The organism is Gryllotalpicola protaetiae (assembly GCF_003627055.1).
Classification (GTDB): domain Bacteria; phylum Actinomycetota; class Actinomycetes; order Actinomycetales; family Microbacteriaceae; genus Gryllotalpicola; species Gryllotalpicola protaetiae.
Window position 1 is genome coordinate 1,461,198 of the sequence record NZ_CP032624.1, and the last position, 21,264, is coordinate 1,482,461.

The 21,264-nt window shown below is 69.9% G+C and carries 20 protein-coding genes, 1 tRNA gene and 1 pseudogene; 13 read left to right on the forward strand and 9 right to left on the reverse strand.

The genetic code is table 11. The features are described 5' to 3' along the window. The first annotated feature begins 24 nt into the window (after positions 1–24). On the forward strand, positions 25–573 hold the full coding sequence (locus D7I44_RS07145; RefSeq protein ID WP_120788858.1) for a TetR/AcrR family transcriptional regulator: 549 nt from the start codon (positions 25–27) through the stop codon (positions 571–573). A 105-nt stretch (positions 574–678) separates the two neighbouring features. On the opposite strand, the gene D7I44_RS07150 is transcribed toward D7I44_RS07145, so the two are convergent. Together D7I44_RS07150 and D7I44_RS07155 are read right to left on the reverse strand one after the other, a co-directional pair. After that, positions 679–1,506 carry an oxidoreductase gene (locus tag D7I44_RS07150; protein WP_120788859.1) on the reverse strand — a complete coding sequence of 276 codons (828 nt, stop codon included), beginning with the start codon at positions 1,504–1,506 and terminating at the stop codon, positions 679–681. Between the two features lie 30 nt (positions 1,507–1,536). Next, a tRNA-Met gene (locus tag D7I44_RS07155) sits at positions 1,537–1,610 on the reverse strand. A gap of 162 nt (positions 1,611–1,772) precedes the next feature. On the opposite strand from D7I44_RS07155, the gene D7I44_RS07160 reads away from it, so the two are divergent. The 3 genes from D7I44_RS07160 to D7I44_RS07170 are packed head-to-tail and all read left to right on the forward strand — an operon-like array spanning position 1,773 to position 4,341. Beyond that, the gene (locus D7I44_RS07160) at positions 1,773–2,735 is read left to right on the forward strand and encodes a DMT family transporter (protein WP_162940110.1); all 963 of its coding nucleotides are present in this window, start codon (positions 1,773–1,775) and stop codon (positions 2,733–2,735) included. A gap of 35 nt (positions 2,736–2,770) precedes the next feature. Then, on the forward strand, positions 2,771–3,343 hold the full coding sequence (locus D7I44_RS07165; RefSeq protein WP_120788861.1) for a flavin reductase family protein: 573 nt from the start codon (positions 2,771–2,773) through the stop codon (positions 3,341–3,343). Further along, positions 3,340–4,341 carry an LLM class flavin-dependent oxidoreductase gene (locus D7I44_RS07170; protein ID WP_181445607.1) on the forward strand — a complete coding sequence of 334 codons (1,002 nt, stop codon included), beginning with the start codon at positions 3,340–3,342 and terminating at the stop codon, positions 4,339–4,341. Before D7I44_RS07165 ends, D7I44_RS07170 begins: the two co-directional genes overlap by 4 nt. 94 nt (positions 4,342–4,435) lie before the next feature. Here D7I44_RS07170 and D7I44_RS07175 read toward each other — a convergent pair whose 3' ends face one another. The 3 genes from D7I44_RS07175 to D7I44_RS07185 form a co-directional block, all read right to left on the reverse strand. Then, positions 4,436–5,464, reverse strand: coding sequence for a hypothetical protein (locus D7I44_RS07175; RefSeq protein ID WP_120788863.1), 1,029 nt, complete (start codon positions 5,462–5,464; stop codon positions 4,436–4,438). A gap of 95 nt (positions 5,465–5,559) precedes the next feature. Beyond that, on the reverse strand, positions 5,560–5,805 hold the full coding sequence (locus D7I44_RS07180) for a hypothetical protein (protein WP_120788864.1): 246 nt from the start codon (positions 5,803–5,805) through the stop codon (positions 5,560–5,562). Positions 5,806–6,142: 337 nt separating this feature from the next. Beyond that, positions 6,143–7,723, reverse strand: a complete 1,581-nt coding sequence (locus tag D7I44_RS07185) for a cation:proton antiporter (protein ID WP_120788865.1) — start codon at positions 7,721–7,723, stop codon at positions 6,143–6,145. A gap of 85 nt (positions 7,724–7,808) precedes the next feature. Here D7I44_RS07185 and D7I44_RS07190 point away from each other — a divergent pair, with 85 nt between their 5' ends. Then, on the forward strand, positions 7,809–8,549 hold the full coding sequence (locus D7I44_RS07190) for a response regulator transcription factor (protein ID WP_120788866.1): 741 nt from the start codon (positions 7,809–7,811) through the stop codon (positions 8,547–8,549). Positions 8,550–8,670: 121 nt separating this feature from the next. Next, entirely contained in the window at positions 8,671–10,206 is a 1,536-nt protein-coding gene (locus D7I44_RS07195) for a sensor histidine kinase (protein WP_120788867.1), read from the forward strand. On the opposite strand, the gene D7I44_RS07200 is transcribed toward D7I44_RS07195, so the two are convergent. Next, on the reverse strand, positions 10,203–11,474 hold the full coding sequence (locus D7I44_RS07200; RefSeq protein ID WP_120788868.1) for an MFS transporter: 1,272 nt from the start codon (positions 11,472–11,474) through the stop codon (positions 10,203–10,205). The two genes, D7I44_RS07195 and D7I44_RS07200, sit on opposite strands and share 4 nt — an antisense overlap. 80 nt (positions 11,475–11,554) lie before the next feature. Between D7I44_RS07200 and D7I44_RS07205 the strand changes: the two genes are divergently transcribed. From D7I44_RS07205 to D7I44_RS07215, 3 genes are all read left to right on the forward strand, one after another. Next, positions 11,555–12,145: a winged helix-turn-helix domain-containing protein gene (locus D7I44_RS07205; protein ID WP_120788869.1), complete on the forward strand. Its 591-nt coding sequence runs from the start codon at positions 11,555–11,557 to the stop codon at positions 12,143–12,145. A 61-nt stretch (positions 12,146–12,206) separates the two neighbouring features. Continuing rightward, a complete protein-coding gene (locus D7I44_RS07210; RefSeq protein WP_162940111.1) occupies positions 12,207–13,085 on the forward strand; it encodes a hypothetical protein in 879 nt (292 codons plus the stop codon). Between the two features lie 55 nt (positions 13,086–13,140). Beyond that, complete coding sequence (locus tag D7I44_RS07215) at positions 13,141–13,908, forward strand: DeoR/GlpR family DNA-binding transcription regulator (RefSeq protein WP_120788871.1); 768 nt, start codon at positions 13,141–13,143, stop codon at positions 13,906–13,908. 176 nt (positions 13,909–14,084) lie between these two features. Here the strand turns inward: D7I44_RS07215 and D7I44_RS07220 are convergent, their stop codons facing one another. Further along, positions 14,085–15,572, reverse strand: coding sequence for a mannitol dehydrogenase family protein (locus D7I44_RS07220; RefSeq protein ID WP_120788872.1), 1,488 nt, complete (start codon positions 15,570–15,572; stop codon positions 14,085–14,087). Between the two features lie 189 nt (positions 15,573–15,761). On the opposite strand from D7I44_RS07220, the gene D7I44_RS07225 reads away from it, so the two are divergent. Genes D7I44_RS07225 through D7I44_RS07235 form a run of 3 tightly spaced genes read left to right on the forward strand, consistent with a single transcriptional unit; the run spans position 15,762 to position 18,982 of the window. Further along, positions 15,762–17,123, forward strand: a complete 1,362-nt coding sequence (locus tag D7I44_RS07225) for an ABC transporter substrate-binding protein (protein ID WP_120788873.1) — start codon at positions 15,762–15,764, stop codon at positions 17,121–17,123. Positions 17,124–17,132: 9 nt separating this feature from the next. After that, positions 17,133–18,068: a carbohydrate ABC transporter permease gene (locus D7I44_RS07230; protein WP_120788874.1), complete on the forward strand. Its 936-nt coding sequence runs from the start codon at positions 17,133–17,135 to the stop codon at positions 18,066–18,068. Next, positions 18,065–18,982 (forward strand): carbohydrate ABC transporter permease, encoded by a 918-nt coding sequence (locus D7I44_RS07235; RefSeq protein WP_120788875.1) that lies wholly within the window; start codon positions 18,065–18,067, stop codon positions 18,980–18,982. The genes D7I44_RS07230 and D7I44_RS07235 overlap by 4 nt, the downstream gene beginning before the upstream one ends. Here D7I44_RS07235 and D7I44_RS07240 read toward each other — a convergent pair. Next, on the reverse strand, positions 18,975–19,274 hold the full coding sequence (locus D7I44_RS07240; RefSeq protein WP_120788876.1) for a hypothetical protein: 300 nt from the start codon (positions 19,272–19,274) through the stop codon (positions 18,975–18,977). The two genes, D7I44_RS07235 and D7I44_RS07240, sit on opposite strands and share 8 nt — an antisense overlap. A gap of 102 nt (positions 19,275–19,376) precedes the next feature. On the opposite strand from D7I44_RS07240, the pseudogene D7I44_RS07245 reads away from it, so the two are divergent. Further along, positions 19,377–20,433 (forward strand): annotated as a pseudogene (locus D7I44_RS07245) (zinc-dependent alcohol dehydrogenase family protein). A gap of 58 nt (positions 20,434–20,491) precedes the next feature. On the opposite strand, the gene D7I44_RS07250 reads toward D7I44_RS07245, so the two are convergent. Then, positions 20,492–21,262, reverse strand: a complete 771-nt coding sequence (locus tag D7I44_RS07250; protein ID WP_120788877.1) for an NAD(P)H-hydrate epimerase — start codon at positions 21,260–21,262, stop codon at positions 20,492–20,494. Positions 21,263–21,264: the final 2 nt, after the last annotated feature.

The window sequence follows — 21,264 nt, forward strand, 5'->3', positions numbered from 1 at the left end:
AGATTCCGAAGAGTGGAGAAACGGATGCCACGGGCATCACGCGCACAGACCGAGGCCAACCGCGCAGCGGTCGTTCGCGCCGCCGCCGCACTGGTGCGCGAGCGCGGCGCCGCGGGCCTCACGCTCGACGCCGTCGCCGCGCGGGCCGGGCTCACCCACGGCGGGTTCTACAAGCAGTTCGCCTCGAAGGACGCGCTCATCGCCGAGGCCGTCGACGAGGCCGCGCGTGAGCGCCGCGAGGCGACCGCTGCGGTGAGCGCGCGCGAGGGCGGCCGCGCCGCGCTGCTCGACTGGTACCTGTCGGCCGCCCACCGCGACGCCCCGGCGAGCGGCTGCGTCGTCGCGGGCCTGGCCGGCGAGGCGTCCGTCGACCCTCACGGCGCACTCGGCGACGGTTTCCGCGGAGCGCTCGACGATCTGATCGCGGCGCGCGCCTCAGGCACCGCCGATCGCGAGGCCGCCCTCGCCGACGTCGCCCTCATGGTCGGCGCGATCGAGCTCGCCCGGGCCACCGCGGGAACCCCGCTCTCCGACGAGTTGCTCGCTGCGGCTCGCGCGCGCCTCGCCCTCTGACTCAGCCTCGGCGGGTGCGATAAGTACGTTCCCGAGCGATCGAACGTACTTTTCGCCCCCCCGGGCGCCGGCGGGGCGGCGCCGGCGAGGCCGTACCGCCCCGCCTCAGTCCGGGAAGTCCGTCGACGCGCTCACGTCCGCCCACGCCTCGACCTCCGCGGTCTGCGCCGCGAGCTCGGCGCGGGTGCGCGCGAGCGCGTCACTGCCGAGCAGCAACCGGAACGGCGGCTCGGCCGATTCGACCGCGTCGATCACCGCCTGCGCGAACTTCGCGGGGTCGCCCGGCTGGCTGCCGTCCTCGGCCGCACTCTTGCGCCGCGTGCCCGCCGTCGAGGCGTAGTCGGCGATCGGCTCGGCCGACTGCCCGAGCGACCGCCCCGCGAAGTCCGTGCGGAACCCGCCGGGCTCGACCACGATCACCCTGATGCCCAGCGGCTGGACCTCGAGGCGCAGCGACCCCGACAGACCCTCGACCGCGTACTTCGACGCGGCGTAGTAGCCGGACCCCAGCGGCGCCGTGCGCCCCGCGATCGACGACAGGTTCACGATCACGCCGGAGCGGCGGCCGCGCATACCGGGCAGCACCCGCTTCGTCACCTCGACCAGCCCGAAGAAGTTCGTCTCGAAGAGCTCGCGCACCGCGGCATCCTCACCCTCTTCGACCGCCGCGCGGTAGCCGTGCCCGGCGTTGTTGACGAGCACGTCGATGCCACCGAAGCGGTCTTCTGCCGCGCGCACGGCGGCCGCGACCTGCGCCGCATCGGTCACATCGAGGGCGAGCGCCAGAGCGGTGGCCGGATGCTTCGCCGCCAGCTCACCCAGCACGTCGGCGTTGCGCGCGGTGATCACCGCGTTGTCGCCCCTCTCGAGAACCGCCTCGGCGAGCGCGCGCCCGAAGCCCGTCGAACAGCCGGTGATGAACCACGTCGTCATGCTTCGATCCTCGCCCACTGGGTGCCGAAGACGCGACGGCAGGATTCGAACCTGCGACAAACGGGGTATGAAACCGTTCCCTTCGACCACTTGGATACGCCGCGATGCCCCACACCGTAAGCGGGGCCCCGCCGCCGAGTCGACAAGTGTTGCGCCCGGCTACGCCGCGTGACGAAACGCGCCGGAACGGCCCCTCGGCGCGGAATTCGCCCCGTTCCGCGCGTCTCGGCGCGAACGAGAGGCGGCGCTACAGTCGAGGCATCCCCATGATCACCACACCCGCCCCCGCCCGCTCGTCGGGCTTCTGGCTGGTCGCGCTCGCGGGCGCGCTCTGGGGCACGGGCGGCCTGGCCGCGACCTTCGCGGCTGACCACAGCGCGCTGTCGTGGCCGGCGCTCTCGGCAATCAGGCTCGTCGGCGGCGGGGTTCTCATGCTGGTCGTCATCGCGGCGACGGGCGAGCTGCGCGGCATCCCACGCACCCGCGAAGCCGTGCGCCACGTCGCGCTCACCGCGGTGCTCTCGGCCATCTACCAGGGCGCGTACTTCCAGTCGATCGCGCTCGTCGGCGTCGCGGTGTCGACGGTCATCTCGCTCGGCGCGGCGCCAGTCGCGGTCGCGCTGGCTACGGCGATCAGAAGCCGGCGGATGCCCGGCTGGGCCGTCATCGCCGCGCTGATCGCCGCCGTGGTGGGTCTGGTCCTGGTGTCGGGCGCGCCGGCCGCGGCATCCGACCCCGGCAAGACCGTGCTCGGCGTGCTGCTCGCGCTGATCGCCGGGCTGTCGTTCGCCGCGACCACCGTCGTGAACCGCCGAACGGTTCCCGGCCTCACGCCCGGAGCACTGATCGCGACCTCGTTCACGCTCGCCGGCCTGTTGATCGCGATCTGGGGCGCGTTCGCGGGGTTCGACCTCGCGTCGACCGACCCGGTCGGCTGGGCCTGGATCGCGTTCCTCGCCGTCGTCCCGACGGCGCTCGCGTACCTCGCGTTCTTCGGCGGGCTGCATCGCGGGGTGCCGTCGACGACCGCGGCGATCCTGTCACTCATCGAGCCGGTGACCGCGACGCTGCTCGCCGTGACGATTCTGCACGAGCCGCTGACGCCTGCAGCATCCCTCGGCATCGCCCTGCTTCTGCTCGCCGTCGTGCTCAGTCACATAGGGCAATACTTTTTGCCACAGGGCGCGGTGAGCAAACAGGCTGAGAATGTCAATAGGGCGCGCCGCTGACGGCAGCGAGGGCGCCGACGCAGAAGGAGGACCAAGTGGCGGAATCGGAGCGAGTCCACCGGCTTGAGAACGACGAGCAGGCGACCGCACTCGGGGGTCTCTCGGCCGACGAGTTCAAGCTCGCCTTCCGCCACCACCCGGCCGGAACCGCGCTGATCACCGCCGACGCCGGCGACGGGCCCGTGGCCATGACCGTGACGTCGGTGTTCTCGGTGAGCGCCGAGCCGCCGCTGTTCGTCTTCTCGATCTCCGACCAGTCGTCGGCCTCCGCCACGATCACGAAGGCCGAGACGCTGATCGTGCACCTGCTGTCTGCCGATCAGCTCGACCTGGCCAAGCTGGGCGCGACGAGCGGCATCGACCGCTTCGCGGACACCTCCATCTGGGACCGCCTGATCACGGGCGAACCGTACTTCCCGGCCGTGCGCACCTGGATCCGTGGCCGCGTCATCGACCGCATGCGCGCCGGCTCATCGACCGTCGTGGCGGTGCACGCGCTGCAGGCGCGCCTCCCCGAGAGCGAGGCGGCCGAGGCGGCCGCGCCGCTCGTCTACTACCGTCGCACCTGGCACGAGCTGACCGACCGGTCGGAGATCGGCAGACAGTGACCCTGCGCCGGCTCGGCTTTCTGACGATCGGCCTCTTCGACCCCGCACAGCCGCGCGGCGGCCACGAGACAACCCTGCAGCTCATCGAGCTGGGCGAGCGGCTCGGCTTCGACTCGGCCTGGGTGCGCCAGCGGCACCTCCAGTTCGGCATCTCATCGCCGGCAACGGTATTGGCCGCCGCCTCGCAGCGCACCTCGCGCATCTCGCTCGGCACCGCCGTCATTCCCCTCGGCGCGGAGAACCCCTTGCGGCTGGCGGAAGATCTGGCGACCGTCGACGTGCTTTCCGGCGGGCGGCTGAATCCCGGGTTCTCGACCGGGACGCCGATGCACTTCGACGACTACAAAGAGGCGCTCTACCCCGGCACCTGGCGCGACGAGGATCTGAGCTACGCGCGCCTGCTGCGGTTCCGCGGCTTCGTGCGCGGCGACCAGGTGAGCTCGTTCACCGGGCGCGAGGGCATCGAGGACTACAGCGAGCGCGTCGAGCCGTTTGCCGCCGGGCTGGCTGAGCGGCTCTGGTACGGCGCGGGCAGCACGCGCTCTGCGCGTTGGGCGGGGGCCAACGGATTCCACCTGCTCACGTCGTCCGTCGTGCAGAGCGAGAACGGGGTGACCGACTTCGGCGCCGTGCAGCGCGCGCAGATCGACGCATACCGCGAGGCGCGCGGCGAGGGCGGCCGCGTGTCGCAGGGGCTCGTGGTGATCCCGACGGATTCCGCGACAGCGGCTCAGGTCGAGCGGTACCGGTCTTACGCGGCATCCCGCGCCCATCGCGTCGGGGTACCGCAGGGGCCGCGCGGCATGCTCTTCGCGGCAGACCTCGTCGGGCCGTCTGCCGAGATCGCCTCGCGTTTGCACGACGACCCCGCGTTCCAGGCCGTCGACGAGGTGGCCTTCGCCCTGCCGTTCAGCTTCGAGCACGACGACTACGTGCAGTTGCTCACCGACATCGCCGCCTCGCTGGCGCCGCTGCTCGGGTGGTCGCCACAGCTCTGAGCCCGGCACCGACCGCTGGCCAACGCTGCTCGGGAGGGGTGCGAAAAGTCCGTTCACGGGCGATCGGGCATACCTTTCGCACCCGTCGACGGCGTTAGGCAGCGACCATCGCGGCGAAGAGACGTGCGAGTTCAGCGTGGTCGACGTCGTTGTGACCGGTGATCACCGCCGAGCAGTCGATGGAGTACTGATGGCCCGGCTCCACCGCGAAGTGAGCAGCGCCGGGCTCGAGCGCCGGAAGCGCGCCCGCCGAGGCGACCGGCGGGTCGAAGCCGAGCCCCTCGGCGCCGATCGCGGCGCTGCGCGCAGGCCGGGCGACGGATGCCGCGGCATAGCTGCGCTCAAGCACGAACTCCATCCCCAGGCGGTACAGCACGGCGAGCGCCCCGTCGTGGCTCGAGCGCGTCGCGACGAGCGGTCCGTCTACGAGCCCGTCTGAGATCACGGCCGCGTACTTCCCCGCGCCACCGGTGAAGAACGGCGCGGATGCCGAGAACGCCCATGACGACTCGGCTGCCTGCACGAGGAAGAAGCTCGCGGCGTGCGGCCCGCCAGCAGCACCAGCGGCTACCAGCGCCCCGGACAGCGCGACGCACCCGAGGCTGTGCCCGACGAGGTGCACGCGCACCCCGGGCCGAGCGGCGAAGATGCGGGCGAGCAGGCGCCCGAGCCCGGCATCCGTCGCCCCCAGTGAGATCGCGCGCTCGCGCATGCCCCAGAAACTCAGGAAATCGGCGAGCTCAACACCCGCGTTCTCGAGCGACTCGAGCAGCGTGCCGTCGGCCAGGCGCGCCTGCATCTGCGCGGGCACGTCCGGCGGCTCGCCGCCCGCAGCAGGAACGCTGGGCCAGTGCACGCCGACGACGAGCGGGGCGGATGCCTCAGGCCAGCCCACCCCGTGCGCGGTCGTGAGCCACCCGCGGTAGGTGTTCTTCGCGTCGGTCAGGTCGTCGAGCCAGCCGTGGCACATGAGCACGACGTCGGCGTCACCCCCGGCCGCGACCCTCGCGGCGACCGTGGTGCTCAGCGCCGAGCCGTCGGCCTCTGCCACCTCGCGCCCAGCGGCATCGAAGATGACCAGCGCGTACTCGGGCGTCGTCGCGGTGGGCGGAACGAACGGCACGCTTCGACCCTAGCCAGCAGACCGGGTTAAGCGAGGTGGCCCGCCGGCAGGGCCGGCGGGCCACGTGAGGGGAAGGGTTGGGATGAGTGCGGCGATCATCGCCGCGGGATGGTGCTGAGCAGAAGGCGCTCAGCCAGTCGCTCGCGTTCCGTGCGGGCCAGCCACTCGAGGTGGTCGTGGTGCTGCGGAGCGCGGCGCTGTCGGGGCTCGACGCTGGTGATCAGCACGAGGCTGAAGGCCAGGGCGAGCCGGCGGGCGAGGTTGAGCTTGGGAAGCTCGGCGAGGTCGATCGTGAGCGTCGTCACGGTCGATTGAGGGGGGTGCGATTCGATGGTGATCACGGTGATTCCTTTGAGATGGCGGCAGGGACGCCGACAGACATGGCAGAAGAGAAGACGGATGCCGGGCGCGGCCGACGGGCGGAGGACGAGTCGCCTAGCGGAAGTGGAGAGGCCGGATCGCGAAGGCGATCAGACGGCCGTCGGCCAGGTCCGGGCAGACGTGTGGCTTACAGCCCCATGCCCACGGCGCCGAAGCGCATTCCGAGACCAGGGGCTCGACGCATCGTTCGGTCGATGAAGAACATTGCGGAGCCTCCTAACTTTCTCGGTGGATTTACAGGTTAGCCAGGTAGCCACCCTCGCCACAAGCCAAAAGGCCGGGAAATCCGGATTGGCCTCAGCTGTCGCCGTGGCGCAGCACGCGGGCCGCCGTCTCCTCCGCGTCGATCACATGCATCACCTTGCGCACCGCGGCCTCCTGATAGCGGCCTTCGGCGCGCGCCTGCAGCACGGCCTTCCGCTCGGCCTCGAAGAGCCGGATACGCAGCTCGGCGTAGGCGATGTTGAGGCTGTCGCCGGTCGGCGTCGGGCCCGCGTCGACCGAGGCGGAGACGAACTCGGCGTCGGCCGTGAGCCGCTCGAGCACCCGCGGGTCCGTGTTCTCGTCGGCGCAGGTGCGCACCAGCTCGAGGCCTGCCGACTTGGCCTCCGCCATCAGCAGCTCAGCCTCGATGCGCTCCTGGTCGAACGCGGTCACCACGAGCCCGGCCGCGCGCAGCACGCGCGGGATCGGAATGGCGAGCAGCAGGGTGCCGATCACGATGACGAAGGCGAACAGCTGCAGGATCGCGCGGTCGGGGGTGGATGCCGGCAGCAGGAACACCGCCGCGAGGGTGACCACCCCGCGCACCCCGGACAGCGTCCACGGCACGACCGTCACCCACGGCCACCCGACCCGGCGCATGCGGGCGGGGCCGTACCGGAACAGCGGCGTGACGACGACACCCCAGATGAGGCGGCTGAGCAGAACGGCGGCGAGCAGCGCGAAGGCGATGCCGACGAGCTGCCAGGCCGGGATGCCGCTGTCGACCGCCGCGCGCACCGCATGCGGCAGCGTCAGGCCGATGAGCAGGAAGACCAGGTTCTCGACGATGAACTGGATGGTGCGCCAGTTGAGCTCCTCCGCGACGCGCGCCTGAGCCGACTGGAAGCTGGGAGCCCGATAGCCGAGGAACAGTCCGGCGACGACGACGGCGAGCGCGCCGGAGCCGTGCGCGACCTGCGCGAGCAGGAAGGCGGCGTACGGCGCGACCAGCGAGAGGCTCGTGTCGAGCACCGGTGCCGCGAGCTTGCCGCGCACGAAGCCGAGCACGAAGCCGACCACAAGACCGCCCGCGAGGCCGGCCACGACCTCGAGCACGAAGGAGACGCCGATCTGCACGGGTGTGATCGTCGCGGTGATCGCGATGATCGCCGAGTTCAAGGCGACGAGCGCGGTCGCATCGTTCAGCAGGTTCTCGCCGTCGAGGATCGTCGAGAGCATGCGAGGCATGCCCGCGCGGCGGGTCACCGCCTCGACGGCCACCTGGTCGGTCGGGGCGACGACGGCGCCGAAGGCGATGGCCGCCGCAACGCTGATCCCCGGCACCAGCAGCCAGCCCACCCCGCCGACGGCGAGCACCGTGAACGCGACGAGGCCGACCGAGCTGAGCAGGATCGGGTCGCGTCGCGTGCGCAGGTCGATCAGCGAGGCGCGCATCGCCGCCGAGAACAGCAGCGGCGGCAGCACGCCGTACAAGATGATGTCGGGGTCGATGGTGAACGCCGGCACGCCGGGGAAGAGCGCGATGATCGCGCCCAGCGCGACGAGCATCAGCGGCGCCGACCAGCCGGAGCGGCGCGCGACGACGGTGACGACGACCGCCAGCACGACGGCCGTCACGATCGCAAGAACGACGAGTGCGGCATCCGACCCCATGCGGTGATTTTGCCAAAACTCAGCAACTATCGGGGCCTGGGCCACGCCATAGGAAACTCTCGGGCTGCGCTGTATCAATGGATGAATGAGCAGCACGCACCCGCTCGACCTGCCTCCCGTGCGCCGGGCCGACGGCACGCCCGCCCGCGCGCTCGTCGTCGACGACGAGCAGGCGCTCGCCGACGCGGTCGCGATCGCGCTGCGCAGCGACGGCTGGGACGTCGAGACGGCGTACCGCGGCCGCGAGGTGCCGCTCACCGTGCGCGACTGGCGCCCCGACGTCGTGGTGCTCGACATCATGCTTCCCGACCTCGACGGGCTCGAGGTGCTCGATCGCATCCGCGCTGTGAGCGACGAGGTGCGCGTGCTGTTCCTCACCGCTCGGGATGGGCAGAGCGACCGCATCTCCGGCCTGCGCGCGGGCGGCGACGACTATGTCACGAAGCCCTTCGACATCTCCGAACTGCTCGCGCGCGCCCGCGCGCTGGTGCGGCTTGCCCCGTCGATGACGGATGCCACACCGCGCACGTCTCTGACCGTCGGCGCCCTCGTGCTCGACGAGGGCGAACGGGTCGCGAGGTTCGGCGAGGCTCGACTCGAGCTCACAGCCACCGAGTTCGAGGTGCTGCGCTGCTTCGCGCGCAACGCGGGCCGCGTGCTGCGGCGCGAGCAGCTGCTCACGACCGTGTGGGGCTACGACTTCGGCGCGGAGTCGAACCTCGTCGAGATGTACGTGTCGACGCTGCGGCGCAAGCTGCCGGAGGACTGCGGGGTCGCCATTCAGACCATCCGCGGTGTCGGCTACATCTTGAAGGTCGGGTCGTGACGCTCGTGCGGCGCGCCACGACCCGCCTTGCGCACCCCAGGGGTGTGTTCGAGCTGCTTCTTCGCCGACGGCGGCGCCCTTTCGCACCCCTCGGGTGCGCTGAACCGGCTGGTCGGGTCGGATGAGCTTCGGGCTGCGCAGCCTGCGGTGGCGCATCGTGCTGATCGCAGCGGCGCTCGTCGCCGCGGCGAGCCTCGTCATCGGCGGCGTCACTGTGCTCGCGCTGCGCGGCTATCTGGTCGGCCAGCTCGACACGCGGCTCGTCTCGTCGGCGCAGCGCGTCGACCGCATCGGGGGTCAGCTCGACCGGCTGCAACCGGGCGCCGACCTGAACGGCGGCGGGTCCGGCACCACGGGACCCGGGCCGGGGCGGACCACGGCGCCGCGGCCGTCGGGCGGCGACTTCGTCGGTGACTTCGTGGGAGTTCCCGGCCAGGCGCCTCAGACCATCGTCGCGGTGATCGACGGGGGCGAGATCGTCGTGAACGGCTTCGTCGATGCGAGCGGCAACCGACACCAGCTGAGCGACGCGCAGCAGGGCAAGCTCGCCGATTTCCGTCACAGCACAGAGCCGACGACCGTCGATCTGGGCGGCGACCTCGGTCGTTACCGCGTCGCGAGCAGCGAGCTGCCCGGCGGCGCGACGATCGTCACGGGGTTGCCCCTCACGTCTGTCGATTCGACCATGTGGCAGGTGACCTGGGTGATCCTCGCCGTCGCGATCCTCGCGACCGTTGCCGGCGCCGGCGTCGCCGCCGTCGTGATCGGCCGCTCATTGCGCCCGCTGGGAAGGGTCGCGTCGACCGCTGCGTCGGTTACCGGGGTCCGGCTCGATCGCGGCGATGTCCGCCTGTCGGCACGGGTCGCACCTGCCGACCTGGCGTCCACCGAAGAGGTCGGTCAGGTGGGCGGCGCCCTCAACGCCCTGCTGGCGCACGTCGACGAGGCGCTTGCCGTGCGCCAGGCGAGCGAGGAGACCATGCGCCGCTTCGTCGCCGATGCGAGCCACGAGCTGCGCACTCCGCTCGCGACGGTGCGCGCCTACGCGCAGCTCTCGGCGCGCGAGCACCCGGAACTGCCCGAGGACCTCGAGCGCAACATCAGCCGCATCGACCGCGAGTCGGTGCGCATGGGCGAGCTGGTCGACCAGCTGCTGCTGCTCGCCCGGCTCGACGCCGATGCCGGCACGGGCCAGCCCGGCGTGCAGCGCACCGAGGTCAACCTCTCGCTCCTGGTGGCCGAGGCCGCGGGGGATGCCCGGCTTGCGGCATCCGATCACGCCTGGTCGCTCGATCTCGATGCCGAGCCGGTCCTCGCCGCCGGCGACGAGGGGCAGCTGCGACGTCTCGTCTCCAATCTGCTCGCCAACGCCGCCGCCCACACGCCGGCCGGCACGCACGTTGCGATCGGATTGCATGCCTCGAACGGCATGAACACCTTGACGGTGGCGGATGACGGGCCGGGCGTGCCCGCAGAACTTCAGCCGACCGTGTTCGACCGCTTCGCCCGGGGCGACTCGGCCCGCAACCGGGATGCCGGGTCGACGGGCCTGGGACTCGCGATCGTGCGCGCCATCGCTGAGGCGCACGGCGGGCGCGTCACCCTGGAGAGCACGCCCGGCCGCACGATCTTCACCGTGATGGTGCCGGCCGCCTAGGGACGCGCGTCGGCCGCCCACGTGTCGGGGGAGCCGATGCGCCTGATCTCCTTGACGAACGCGGTGCCGACGACGCCCGCGGCGAGCGCAGCCGAGAAGATCCAGAGCGTCGGCACGATTCCCAGCTGCGCCAGCAGCGCGCCGGCGACGACCGGGGCGAGCGGAGCCACCGCGAGGTAGCCGAGTGAGCTGACCGAATTGACGCGGCCCTGCAGCTCGTCCGGCACGATGGCGGTCACGTACCCGCCGATTCCCGAGTTCACCGCGGGGATCAGCACGAATGCGAAGGCCAGGAACACGAGGTAGCCGACGTAGTCGTGCACGACCGACATGCCGAGGAAGGCAGCCGCGGTGACCCCGAGCCCCACGATGGCTAGCAGGCCGGACGGCACGCGCTTCAGCAGCGGCCCGGCGATCACGGAGCCGAGCAGCATGACCGCCCCCGCGACGGTGTCGAGCAACCCGATCAGCAGCGGGGCCGTATGCGTGCGCACCAGTTGCAGATTGACCGCGATGAGCGTGCCGTTGACGGTCAAGTTGATCAGCATGATGAGCCACAGCGAGTTGCGCAGCAGCGGAAGCCTCGCGACGAAGCGGATGCCCTCCTTGAGCTGCTCGACCGGGTGTGCCGCCTTCGCCTGCACGCGGTCGCCGTTCAGCGGCACCCGAACAAGCCCGGTGCAGACCACGACCGCAAGATGGCCGATCGCCGTCGCTGCGAACGGCAGCGCACGCGACACGGCGTAGAGCACGCCGCCGATCGGGCTGGCGATGAGCGCCGCGGCCGCGCTGCGGCCCTGCACCGCCGCCATCGCGGGAGCAAGCTGATCAGTGGCGACGACCGCGCGAATTGCCCCGACCTCGGCCGGGTTGAAGACCGCGGTCGCCACCGACGCGCCGAACAGCACGATCGCCAGTTGCCATGCGGTCAGCGCTCCCGCCAGGCCGGCGAGCGCTGCGAACGACCAGAGCGCCGTTCCCACCACGGCGGCGGCGATGAGCAGACCGCGACGGTCGGCTCGGTCGGCGAGCACGCCCGCCGGCAGGGTGGCGAGCAGGCTGCCCGCTTCGCCCACGGCGGCGACGACACCCGCGAGCACGACCGAGTGAGTGAGGCCGAACGCCACCAGCGGAACGGCGAACGTACCGACACCCTCACCGATGATCTGCGTCGTCTTGCCCGACATGAGCAGCAGGTAGGGGCGGTTGCGCCAGAGCGAGATCTGCGGCTGCGCCGGCGCCGAGACAGAGGCCTGAGGAGTGGTCATGGGGCGAGATTAGTTTCGCAACGCTAATTGCGCAATATTTATTGCGCACTTCTTCGTGCGCAAGCCGGTAGGCTGTGGACATGGCCGCAGAGGACACCTGGAATCAGCCGCCGCTCCAGGTCACGGAGCCGGCGACGCTGCGGGCCTTCGCGCACCCGACGCGGCAGCGGATCCTTCGCGAGCTGGCCGTGCGCACTCATGCCCGCGCCGCCGACCTCGCCCGCTGGACGGGGGAGCCGGCGAACTCCCTCAGCTTCCACCTGCGCACACTCGCGAGCGCCGGCCTGATCCGCGAACTGCCCGAGAAGGGGCGTGACAAGCGCGACCGGGTGTGGGAGCTCGCCAATCAAGGCGGCTACACCTTCGAGGATCCAATCGCCGACCCCGGCGTCTCATCCTTCGTGGCAGAGCGCTTCGACTGGCTGCGCCGGCTCCTCGCACGCGAGTTCGACGACGAGCAGTCTGTGTCGACCGTGCAGTTCGGCGGAGCGCTGCTGACGAAGGCCGAGGCCAAGGAGTTCTCCGAACAACTCGGCGAACTGCTCACAAAGTGGCGCAAGCACGGCGCGGAGGCAGCGGAGCGCGACCCCGCCGACACGCAGCGGCGCGCCTATGACGTCGCCTTCGCGCTCGGGCGGTCCGCGCCGCCCGCAGCCGCCTCCCAGGACTGAGCCCGGCTCGGTTCACCCCGGGGCAACCGGCGATTCACCTCGGCCGTGTTGACTGCCCCGCGTGTTGGCCTGGGTGGAGTCACCGTTCCAGCTGCTGAGTGCAGCCGAATGGGCGCACGCCGCCGGCCGCCGCATCTCGGTCGCCATGCGCCTCTCGGGGCCCCAGATGGAGACGACCGCCGCCGAGCTGCTGCGCCGCGGCGCGCCGTTCAGTGACGTCACGCCGTGGGTCGGCATTCCGTGGGGGAAGCTCGCCGAGGAGCGCGACTGGGCCGTCGGCGACGGCTTCAGCGGGCAGTTCCGCATGGCGGCATCCGTTCTGCGCCCGCGCAGCGTGAGCCTGCTGGATGACGGCGCCAACACGCTCGCTCTCGCTGACGCGCTGCTCGATCGCACGCCGTTCCGCCGCCCGCGCCGGCACGAGGGTCGCGCCGCCCGCCTGCTCGGCGATCTGGCAAAGCACCGGCTGCACGCGCTCGCCGACCGCGAGGCGGTCGAGGTCTTCACCGTCTTCCCGCTCGGCGAGCAGCGGGTCGAGGCGCTCGGCACCCGCGGCATCGCGACCAGGCACCACTCCTTCGCGTGGACACGCGGTGCTGCCGACCCGCTCGAGCTGCCGGGCGATCGCGTGCTGCTCGGCAGCGCGCTGCCGACCGACGGCCACGTCGCGACTCCCGACTACCTGCGCTGGGTCGCGGGGCAGGCACGCGAGGCATCCGTCGTCTATCTGCCGCACCGACGCGAATTGCGTCACGTTCTCGACAATGTGCGCCGGATGCCTGGCGTGAGGGTGCTCGAGACGGGGCTGCCGGTCGAGCTGGTGCTCGCAGGCATCCGTCGCCCCATCGAACTGGTGTCGCTGCAGACGAGCGCCTCCACCACGCTCGAGCTGCTGCTCGGCGGCACCGGCAGCGTGATCAGGCAGACCGCCCTCGTTTGACCGTTTCTGTGGGTTTCAGGCCGAGGTACCCGGAAGCGGTCGGTAGGATCCACACATGTCGCTCTTCTCCATCGAACGGCGGAAGGTCATCGTGGACCATGCCCGCGAGACGGGGCGCGCCGACGTCAGCGAGCTGTCGAAGCTGCTGAAGGTCTCGGCCGAGACCGTGCGGCGCGATCTGACCTCGCTCGAGAAGTCCGGGCTGCTGCGGCGCGTGCATGGCGGGGCGGTGCCGGTCGAGCGGCTGGGGTTCGAGTCCGACCTCGCGACGCGCTCGACGCGCATGATCGAAGAGAAGAGCCGCATCGCCGAGGCGACGGTGAAGCACCTCGAGAACGCCGAGGCGATCTACATCGACGAGGGCGCGATCTTCCAGCTGCTCGCCGACCGGCTGTACCCCGAGAGCCCGACGACGGTCGTCACGAACTCGCTCGCGATCGCAGTGTCGCTCGCCGGGCGACCGAACGTCGAGGTCATCTCGCTGGGTGGTCGGGTGCGGGCGAAGACCCTGGGGGCCGTCGACTTCTGGGCGATCGAGATGCTCGAGACGATGGTGCTCGACCTCGCGATCATCGGGGCCAACGGCATCTCGGTGCGGCGTGGCGCGACGGTGCCCGATGCCGCGATCGCCGAGGTGAAGGCGGCAGCGATCAAGCAGTCCCGCCGGCGCATCCTGATCGCCGACCACTCGAAGGTCGGCGCCGACTCGTTCGTGCGGTTCGCCGCCCTCGACGATTTCGAGCTGTTCATCACCGACGACGGGGTGAGCCCCGAGCACGCCGACGAGCTGCGCGCGTCGGGCCTCGAGCTCGACCTCGCCTGAGCACTCGCCGCCTGGGTCGCGCACCCGCCCGGTCGTCACAAAGTCGGCTTATGCCCGTCTGTGGGACGACTTATTGACGACCGGCGAGCGCCCGTGCCGGCGAGTCGTCGCAAAGTCGGCCGAACGAGCTGGAGAACCGGACTTGTTGACGACCGGGCGAGGGGCCGGGCGAGGGGTCAGCTCGCGGCGGGCTCGCCGACCAGCTCGGTGAGGGCGGCGCGGGCGCCGCGCGCGTGCAGCGCATCGAGGGTGCGCAAGTAGGGCACGGTGAAGGCGGGCTCTGCGGCGAGCGAACCGAACAGGCTCTCGTCGCGCAGGAACGCGAGCGGGTCGGATGCCTGCGCGAGCGCCGCCGTGTGCCGCGAGTCGGCGAGGCGGTCGACGATCGTGATCGGATTGCCCGACTCGTCCACGCCTTCCGCGTATCGCGCCCAGCTGGCCACGAGAGCCGCCGACGCGTCGACCTCGCCGCCCGCGTCGAGCCGTGCGCGGATCACGGGAACGAGCCACTTCGGAATGCGGTCGGACGACTCGGCGGCGAGCCGCGCGAGCGTGTCGCGCACGTGCTCGTTGCCGAACCGCTCGACCAGCTCCGCGGTGTAGGCGTCCAGGTCGACGCCGGGCACCGGGCGCAGGGTGGGCCGCGCCTCACGATCCCAGTAGCGCCGCAGCAGCCCGACGAACAGCGGGTCCCGCGCGGCCTCGTGCGCGAAGGTGTAGCCGGCGAGCACCCCGAAGTAGGCGATCGCCTGGTGACCGACATTGAGCAGCCGCAGCTTCATCAGCTCGTACGGCTCGACCTCGTCGACCACCTGCACGCCGACCGTCTCGTACGCCGGTCGCCCCAGCCCGAACGAGTCCTCGAGCACCCACTGCTCGAACGGCTCGGCCACGACCGGCCAGCCGTCGTCGATGCCCCATTCCCGCTGCACGAGCACCCGGTCGGCATCCGTCGTCACCGGCGTGATGCGGTCGACCATGGAGTTGGGGAAGCGCACGGATGCCTCGAGCCAGTCCGCCAGCTCGGGGTCCTTGAGCCGGGCGAACGCCGCGAACACTTTGCGCGCCAGCTCGCCGTTCCCCGGGATGTTGTCGCATGACATCACCGTGAACGGTTCGATACCCCGCGAGCGCCGCAGCGCGAGGCCCGCCACGACGAGCCCGAAGACGGTCTGCGGCAGCGCGCCAGGAACGAGATCGGCCTGCACCGCGGGATTCGAGGCGTCGAACTCGCGCGTGATCTGATCGAAGTTGTAGCCGCCCTCTGTGATGGTCAGCGAGACGATGCGGATGCCGGGGTCCGCCAGCTTCTCGACGACGGCCTGCGGGTCGTCGGGCGCCAGCAGGTAGTCGACGATCGAGCCGATCACGCGCGGCTCGAGCGTCCCGTCGGGGTGCTTGAGCACGAGCGTGTACAGGTGGTCCTGCTCCTCCAGCGCCTGCTTCATGCGCCGGTCGACCTCGAGCACGCCGACCCCGCAGATGCCCCAGTCGGATGCCTCGCCGGCGTTCAGCAGCCGGTCGAGGTACATCGCCTGGTGCGCGCGGTGGAAGCCGCCGACCCCGAAGTGCACGATTCCCGCGTTGACCTTCGAGCGGTCGTAGCGCGGAACGGCCACCGCTGCGGGCAGCCCAGCCAGTGCGGCCTCGGAAAGACGGACCATCAGAAACCTCTCTCGTCTTCGTCGACGATGCCCGAACCGGCATTCGCGATCTCATGATTGCCCGGCTATGCCCGGTTTTGCAAGTTTTGTGTGGTTGATTGCCCGATTTAGCTTGCAAGATGTGGGGATGCGTGAATATTGTGTGCTTGCTTGCGACGGAGCAGGCAGGAGAGGACAACGGTGCCCACGATGACGAGGAGACACCTGGCCAAGGCGATCACGGGTGTCGCCGTGGCCGCCACAGCAGCACTGGCACTCGCGGGCTGCAGCGGCGCAGGCGCCGGCAGCGCCGGCAAGTCGGGCGGAACGCTCAACGTGCTGATGGTGAACAACCCGCAGATGGTCGATCTGCAGAAGCTCACCGCAGACAACTTCACCAAGCAGACCGGCATCAAGGTCAACTACACGGTGCTGCCGGAAGACTCGCTGCGCGCCAAGGCGAGCCAGGAGTTCTCCTCGCAGGCCGGGCAGTACGACGTCGCCACGATCAGCAACTACGAGGTGCCGTTCTACTCGAAGAACGGCTGGCTGCTGTCGCTGTCCGACAACGTGGCGAAAGACGCCGCCTTCAAGCAGTCCGACGTGCTGAAGCCGATCCAGGACGCACTGACCGGCTCCGACGGGAAGATCTACGCCGAGCCGTTCTACGGCGAGTCGTCGATGCTCTACTACCGCGCGGACGTCTTCAAGGACTTGGGCCTCACGATGCCGGCGAACCCCACCTGGGACCAGGTCGCGCAGCTCGCCGACCAGGTGAAGCAGAAGGAACAGGGCATGGCGGGCATCTGCCTGCGCGGCCAGCCGGGCTGGGGCCAGATGGTCGCGCCGCTCACCACGGTCGTCAACACCATGGGCGGCACCTGGTTCGACGACGACTGGAACGCGCAGGTCAGCGGCGAGGGCTTCACGAAGGCGCTCAACTTCTACGTCGACCTCGTCAAGAAGGACGGCGAGAGCGGCGCCCCGCAGGCCGGCTACACCGAGTGCCTCAACGACATGACGCAGGGCAAGGCGGCCATGTGGTACGACGCGACGGCCGCCGCGGGCTCGCTCGAGGCATCCGACTCGCCCGTCGCCGGGAAGATCGGCTACGCGCCCGCGCCGGTCGACCAGACCGAGAGCTCGGGCTGGCTGTACAGCTGGGCGTGGGGCATCGAGAAGGCGAGCAAGAACCAGGCGAACGCCGAGAAGTTCATCGAGTGGGCGTCTGGCCCCGACTACGCGAAGCTCGTCGCCGACAAGTACGGCTGGGCGCAGGTTCCCCCGGGCACCCGCACCTCGCTCTACGAGAACGTCGACTACCAGAAGGGCGCCGCGGCCTTCTACAAGCAGGTCGAGACCGCCATCGACAGCGCCAAGCCGAACGACCCCGGTACGCAGAAGCGACCGGCTGCGGGCATCCAGTTCGTCGCGATCCCTGAGTTCGCGAATCTCGGCACAGATGCCTCGCAGCAGTTCAGCGACGCGATCGCCGGCAAGACGACGGTCGAGGCCGCCATCAAGTCGGTTCAGGCCGAAGCCCAAAAAGTCGGCGACAAGTACAAGAAGTAGGAGCACCTGATGTCGACAGCGGTCACTCTGAACGCGTCGCACCAGACACTGAGCAGGGCGTCCGCCTGGGCCAGGCGGGCGCCCCTGCTGCCGGCGCTGATCTTCATGATCATCGTCACGCAGCTGCCCTTCGTCGCGACGCTCGTCATCTCGTTCGTGCGCTGGAACGCGCTCTACCCGAATGACATCGGCTTCGGCTGGTTCGCCAACTATGCGGCGGTGTTCACCGACCAGGCCATGCTGAAGTCGGTCATCACGACGGTCATCCTGACGGTCGCCGTGGTGCTCGTGAGCCTGATCCTCGGGCTCGTCATCGCGATCCTGCTCGATCGGAAGTTCTTCGGCCGCGGCTTCGTACGCACCATCATGATCGCGCCGTTCCTGATCGTGCCGGTGGCGGCCGCGCTCGTGTGGAAGCACGCGATCCTGAACCCGTCGTACGGCCTGCTGAACGGAACACTCACGTGGATCTGGGGGCTGTTCGGCCACGCGGCGAGCGCGCCCCAGCCCGACTGGGTCAGCTCGCAGCCGCTCGGCGCGATCATCGCAGCGCTCGTGTGGCAGTGGACCCCGTTCATGATGCTGATCCTGCTGGCCGGGCTGCAGGGGCGGCCGCTCGACGTCATCGAGGCCGCGCGCATCGACGGCGCCGATGAGTGGCAGATCTTCCGTCACATGACGCTGCCGCACCTGCGTCAGTACCTCGAGCTCGCCGCACTGCTCGGCTGCATCTACCTGGTGCAGAACTTCGACGCCGTGTTCACGATCACGAGCGGCGGCCTCGGCACGGCCAACCTGCCGTACACGATCTATCAGACCTTCTTCGAGGCGCACGACTACGGGCAGGCATCCGCCGCGGGTGTCGTCGTCGTGATCGGGTCGATGATCATCGCGACGTTCGTGCTGCGCACCGTTTCGTCGCTGTTGAAGGAGGAGAAGCGATGAGCGCGACCATCACAGGCGAGCGGGCGGATGCCGCAAGCATCCGTCGCCGCGCCGGTGCGCCCGTAGGGCGCACGGCCTCCATGCGCACCCGCGAACGGCGTCGCACGGTTTCGCTCGGCATCATCGCGTGGGTGATCGGGCTGATCTTCTTCGGGCCGATCGTGTGGATGCTGCTCACCTCGCTGCACAGCGAGACGACCGCGGCGACGAATCCGCCCAACCTGTTCGCGCCGCTGACGCTGTCGTCGTACGCGAACTTCTTCGGCGCATCCTCGGGCGCGAGCCCATGGCCGCCGCTCATCAACTCGGTGTCGATGAGCCTCGGGTCGACGGCGATCGTGCTGATCCTGTCGATTCCGGCCGCATACGCACTAGCAATCAGGCCGGTGCGGAAGTGGTCGGACGTGATGTTCTTCTTCCTCACGACGAAGATGCTGCCGATGGTGGCCGGGCTGCTGCCCGTCTACCTGATCGCCAAACAGCTCGGGCTGCTCGACACCGTCGGGCTGATGGTCATCATTTACACCTCGATGAACCTGCCGATCGCGGTGTGGATGATGCGGTCGTTCTTCGCCGAGATCCCGCTCGAGGTCATCGAGGCGGCGCAGGTGGACGGGGCCGGGCTGCTGCTGACCTTCCGGCGCATCATCATTCCGCTCGCGTCGCCCGGCATCATCGCGACCGCGCTGATCTGCTTCATCTTCAGCTGGAATGAGCTGCTGTTCGCGAGCGTGCTCACGAGCACGACGTCGTACACGGCGCCCGTGTTCCTGACGTCGTTCGTGACCTCGGAGGGACTGTTCCTTTCAAAGGTGTGCGCCGCCTCGATCGCGATCTCACTGCCCGTGCTGGCCGCGGGCTTCGCCGCTCAAGACAAGCTCGTGCAGGGGCTGAGCCTCGGCGCGATCAAGTGAGCACGGCGTGGTCGAGCGTGCCCGCCTCATGCGGGTGGCGCTCGACGCCCAAGGCCGTGCCGAGATCAGGGCAGACGAGATAGGTGTGATGCGTGTGCGCATCGACGTCGACGTCGTGGCGGCTGATGGCGTGGTAGCAGACGGGGCATAGCCCGTCGGTGACACCGGGGTGCGGGTCCTCGCGCCGCTCGTCGACCCCGTAGGGCCCTCGAATGGCCGGGCCGATGAGCGGCACCAGCGTGTCATCGAGCGCGGCCGTGGCCTTCCGAACGTTCTCTTTGACGGTATTCATGCGGTGATGTTAGGACCGTTCGGCCCTATCCGCGCCGGGGTTGACGGCGTAATTTCTTGGCTTGAGCGGGTACCACCGAACCGCCCGCCATGGAGGCTTGCAATGAAGGCACTCGTCTACCACGGCCCTGGTGAGAAGTCGTGGGAGGAGGTGCCTGCCCCCGTCATCCTCAAGCCCACCGACGCGATCGTGAAAATCGATACGACGACGATCTGCGGCACCGATCTGCACATCCTGAAAGGTGACGTGCCGGCGGTGACACCCGGCCGGATTCTGGGGCACGAGGGCGTCGGCACGATCACCGAGGTCGGCTCGGCCGTCACCGATCTGGCCGTCGGCGACCACGTGATCATCTCGTGCGTCTCGGCGTGCGGAAAATGTGACTTCTGCAAGAAGGGCGTCTACTCGCACTGCCGCGCCGACGAGGGCGCGCCCGGCATCGGCTGGATCTTCGGGCACCTCATCGACGGCACGCAGGCCGACTATGTGCGGGTGCCGTTCGCGGAGACCTCGCTGTACCGCGTGCCTGACGGCGTGCCGGACGAGCTGGCTGTGCTGATCAGCGACATCCTGCCGACGGGGCACGAGATCGGGGTGCGCTACGGCGCCGTCTCGCCGGGCGACGTGGTGGCGGTCGTGGGGGGCCGGGCCCGTGGGGCTCGCAGCGATGGCGACCGCCGGGCTCTACGGCCCGTCGCGGGTCATCGCGATCGACACGGATGCCAACCGCGTCGAGCAGGCCAAGCGTTTCGGTGCGACCGACGGCGTCGTGGCATCCGCCCCCGATTGGAAGGAGCAGGTGTTCGCGCTCACCGATGGGCTCGGGGTGGATGTCGCGATCGAGGCCGTCGGCATTCCCGCCACCTGGGACATGTCGCTCGACATCGTGCGCCCCGGCGGCCACGTCGCGAACGTCGGCGTCCACGGAACTCCGGTCGAGTTCCATCTCGAGCAGAAGTGGATCGAGAACCTCACCATCACCACCGGTCTCGTCAACACCGACACCTCACCGATGCTGATCAAGCTGCTCGCGCAGGGGAAGCTCGACGTCGCGGGATTCGTGTCGCACCACTTCGAGCTGTCAGACATCGTCTCGGCCTACGACACCTTCAGCCGGGCGGCGGAGACGAAGGCACTGAAGGTGATCTTGACCGCATGAGGATGCTTCCCCGAAGGGTGAGCTGAGGTCGTCACGGCCTGGGTACGGGGACCCGGACTCACCCCTCGGGTGAGTCAAGCAGGGGAGTCAGCTTCCCGAGATCTGCCGCGAGCCCGATTTCGAAGAGGCGGATGCCTCCCGCGAAGCTCGCACCCGGCTCGATGAGCAGCCCCGCTTTCGCGCCCCCGAACGTCACGGTGACGTCGGCTGTGAGCACCGCCTCGGGGTCGGGCACCTCGCCGGTGTCTGGGTGGATTCCGCTCGGGATGTCGACCGCGACGACCTTCGGCCACCCCGGTCGTTGAGGAGGCGCCGCAGGCGTCGTCTCGAAACGATCCTGAGGCGACCCCGGTTTGGAGTCGCGGCTGCGCCGGCTCTCGACCATCGGGGCGAGCGCTGCGACGAGGTCTCGCGCGGCGCCGCGCAGCCGCGGGTTCGCGCTCGTGCCCGTTCCGAGGATTCCGTCGACGATCAGGTCTGCGGACTTCGCCCGGGCTGCAAGCTTCGCGGGCGGGCCTGTGAGTTCGGTCGCCCCTGCGGCGAGGGCAGCGGTCAGTCCTTCTTCGTGCACCCGGCTCGAGGTGCGCACGAGCTCAACCGTCACCCGCGCCGTGGCGAGATGCGCCGCGGCGTAGAGCGCGTCGCCGCCGTTGTTCCCCCCTCCGATGATCATCACAACGCGCGCGTGCGCGAGCGCGAGTCCGCCGTCGGTCAGCAGCTCTTCGCACACGCGTGCCAGGGCCGCGGCCGCTCGCGCCATCAGAGGCTCGCCTGCCGCCAGGTGCGGCGCCTCGGCGTCGCGGACCTGCTGGGCGCCATAGCCCTTCATGA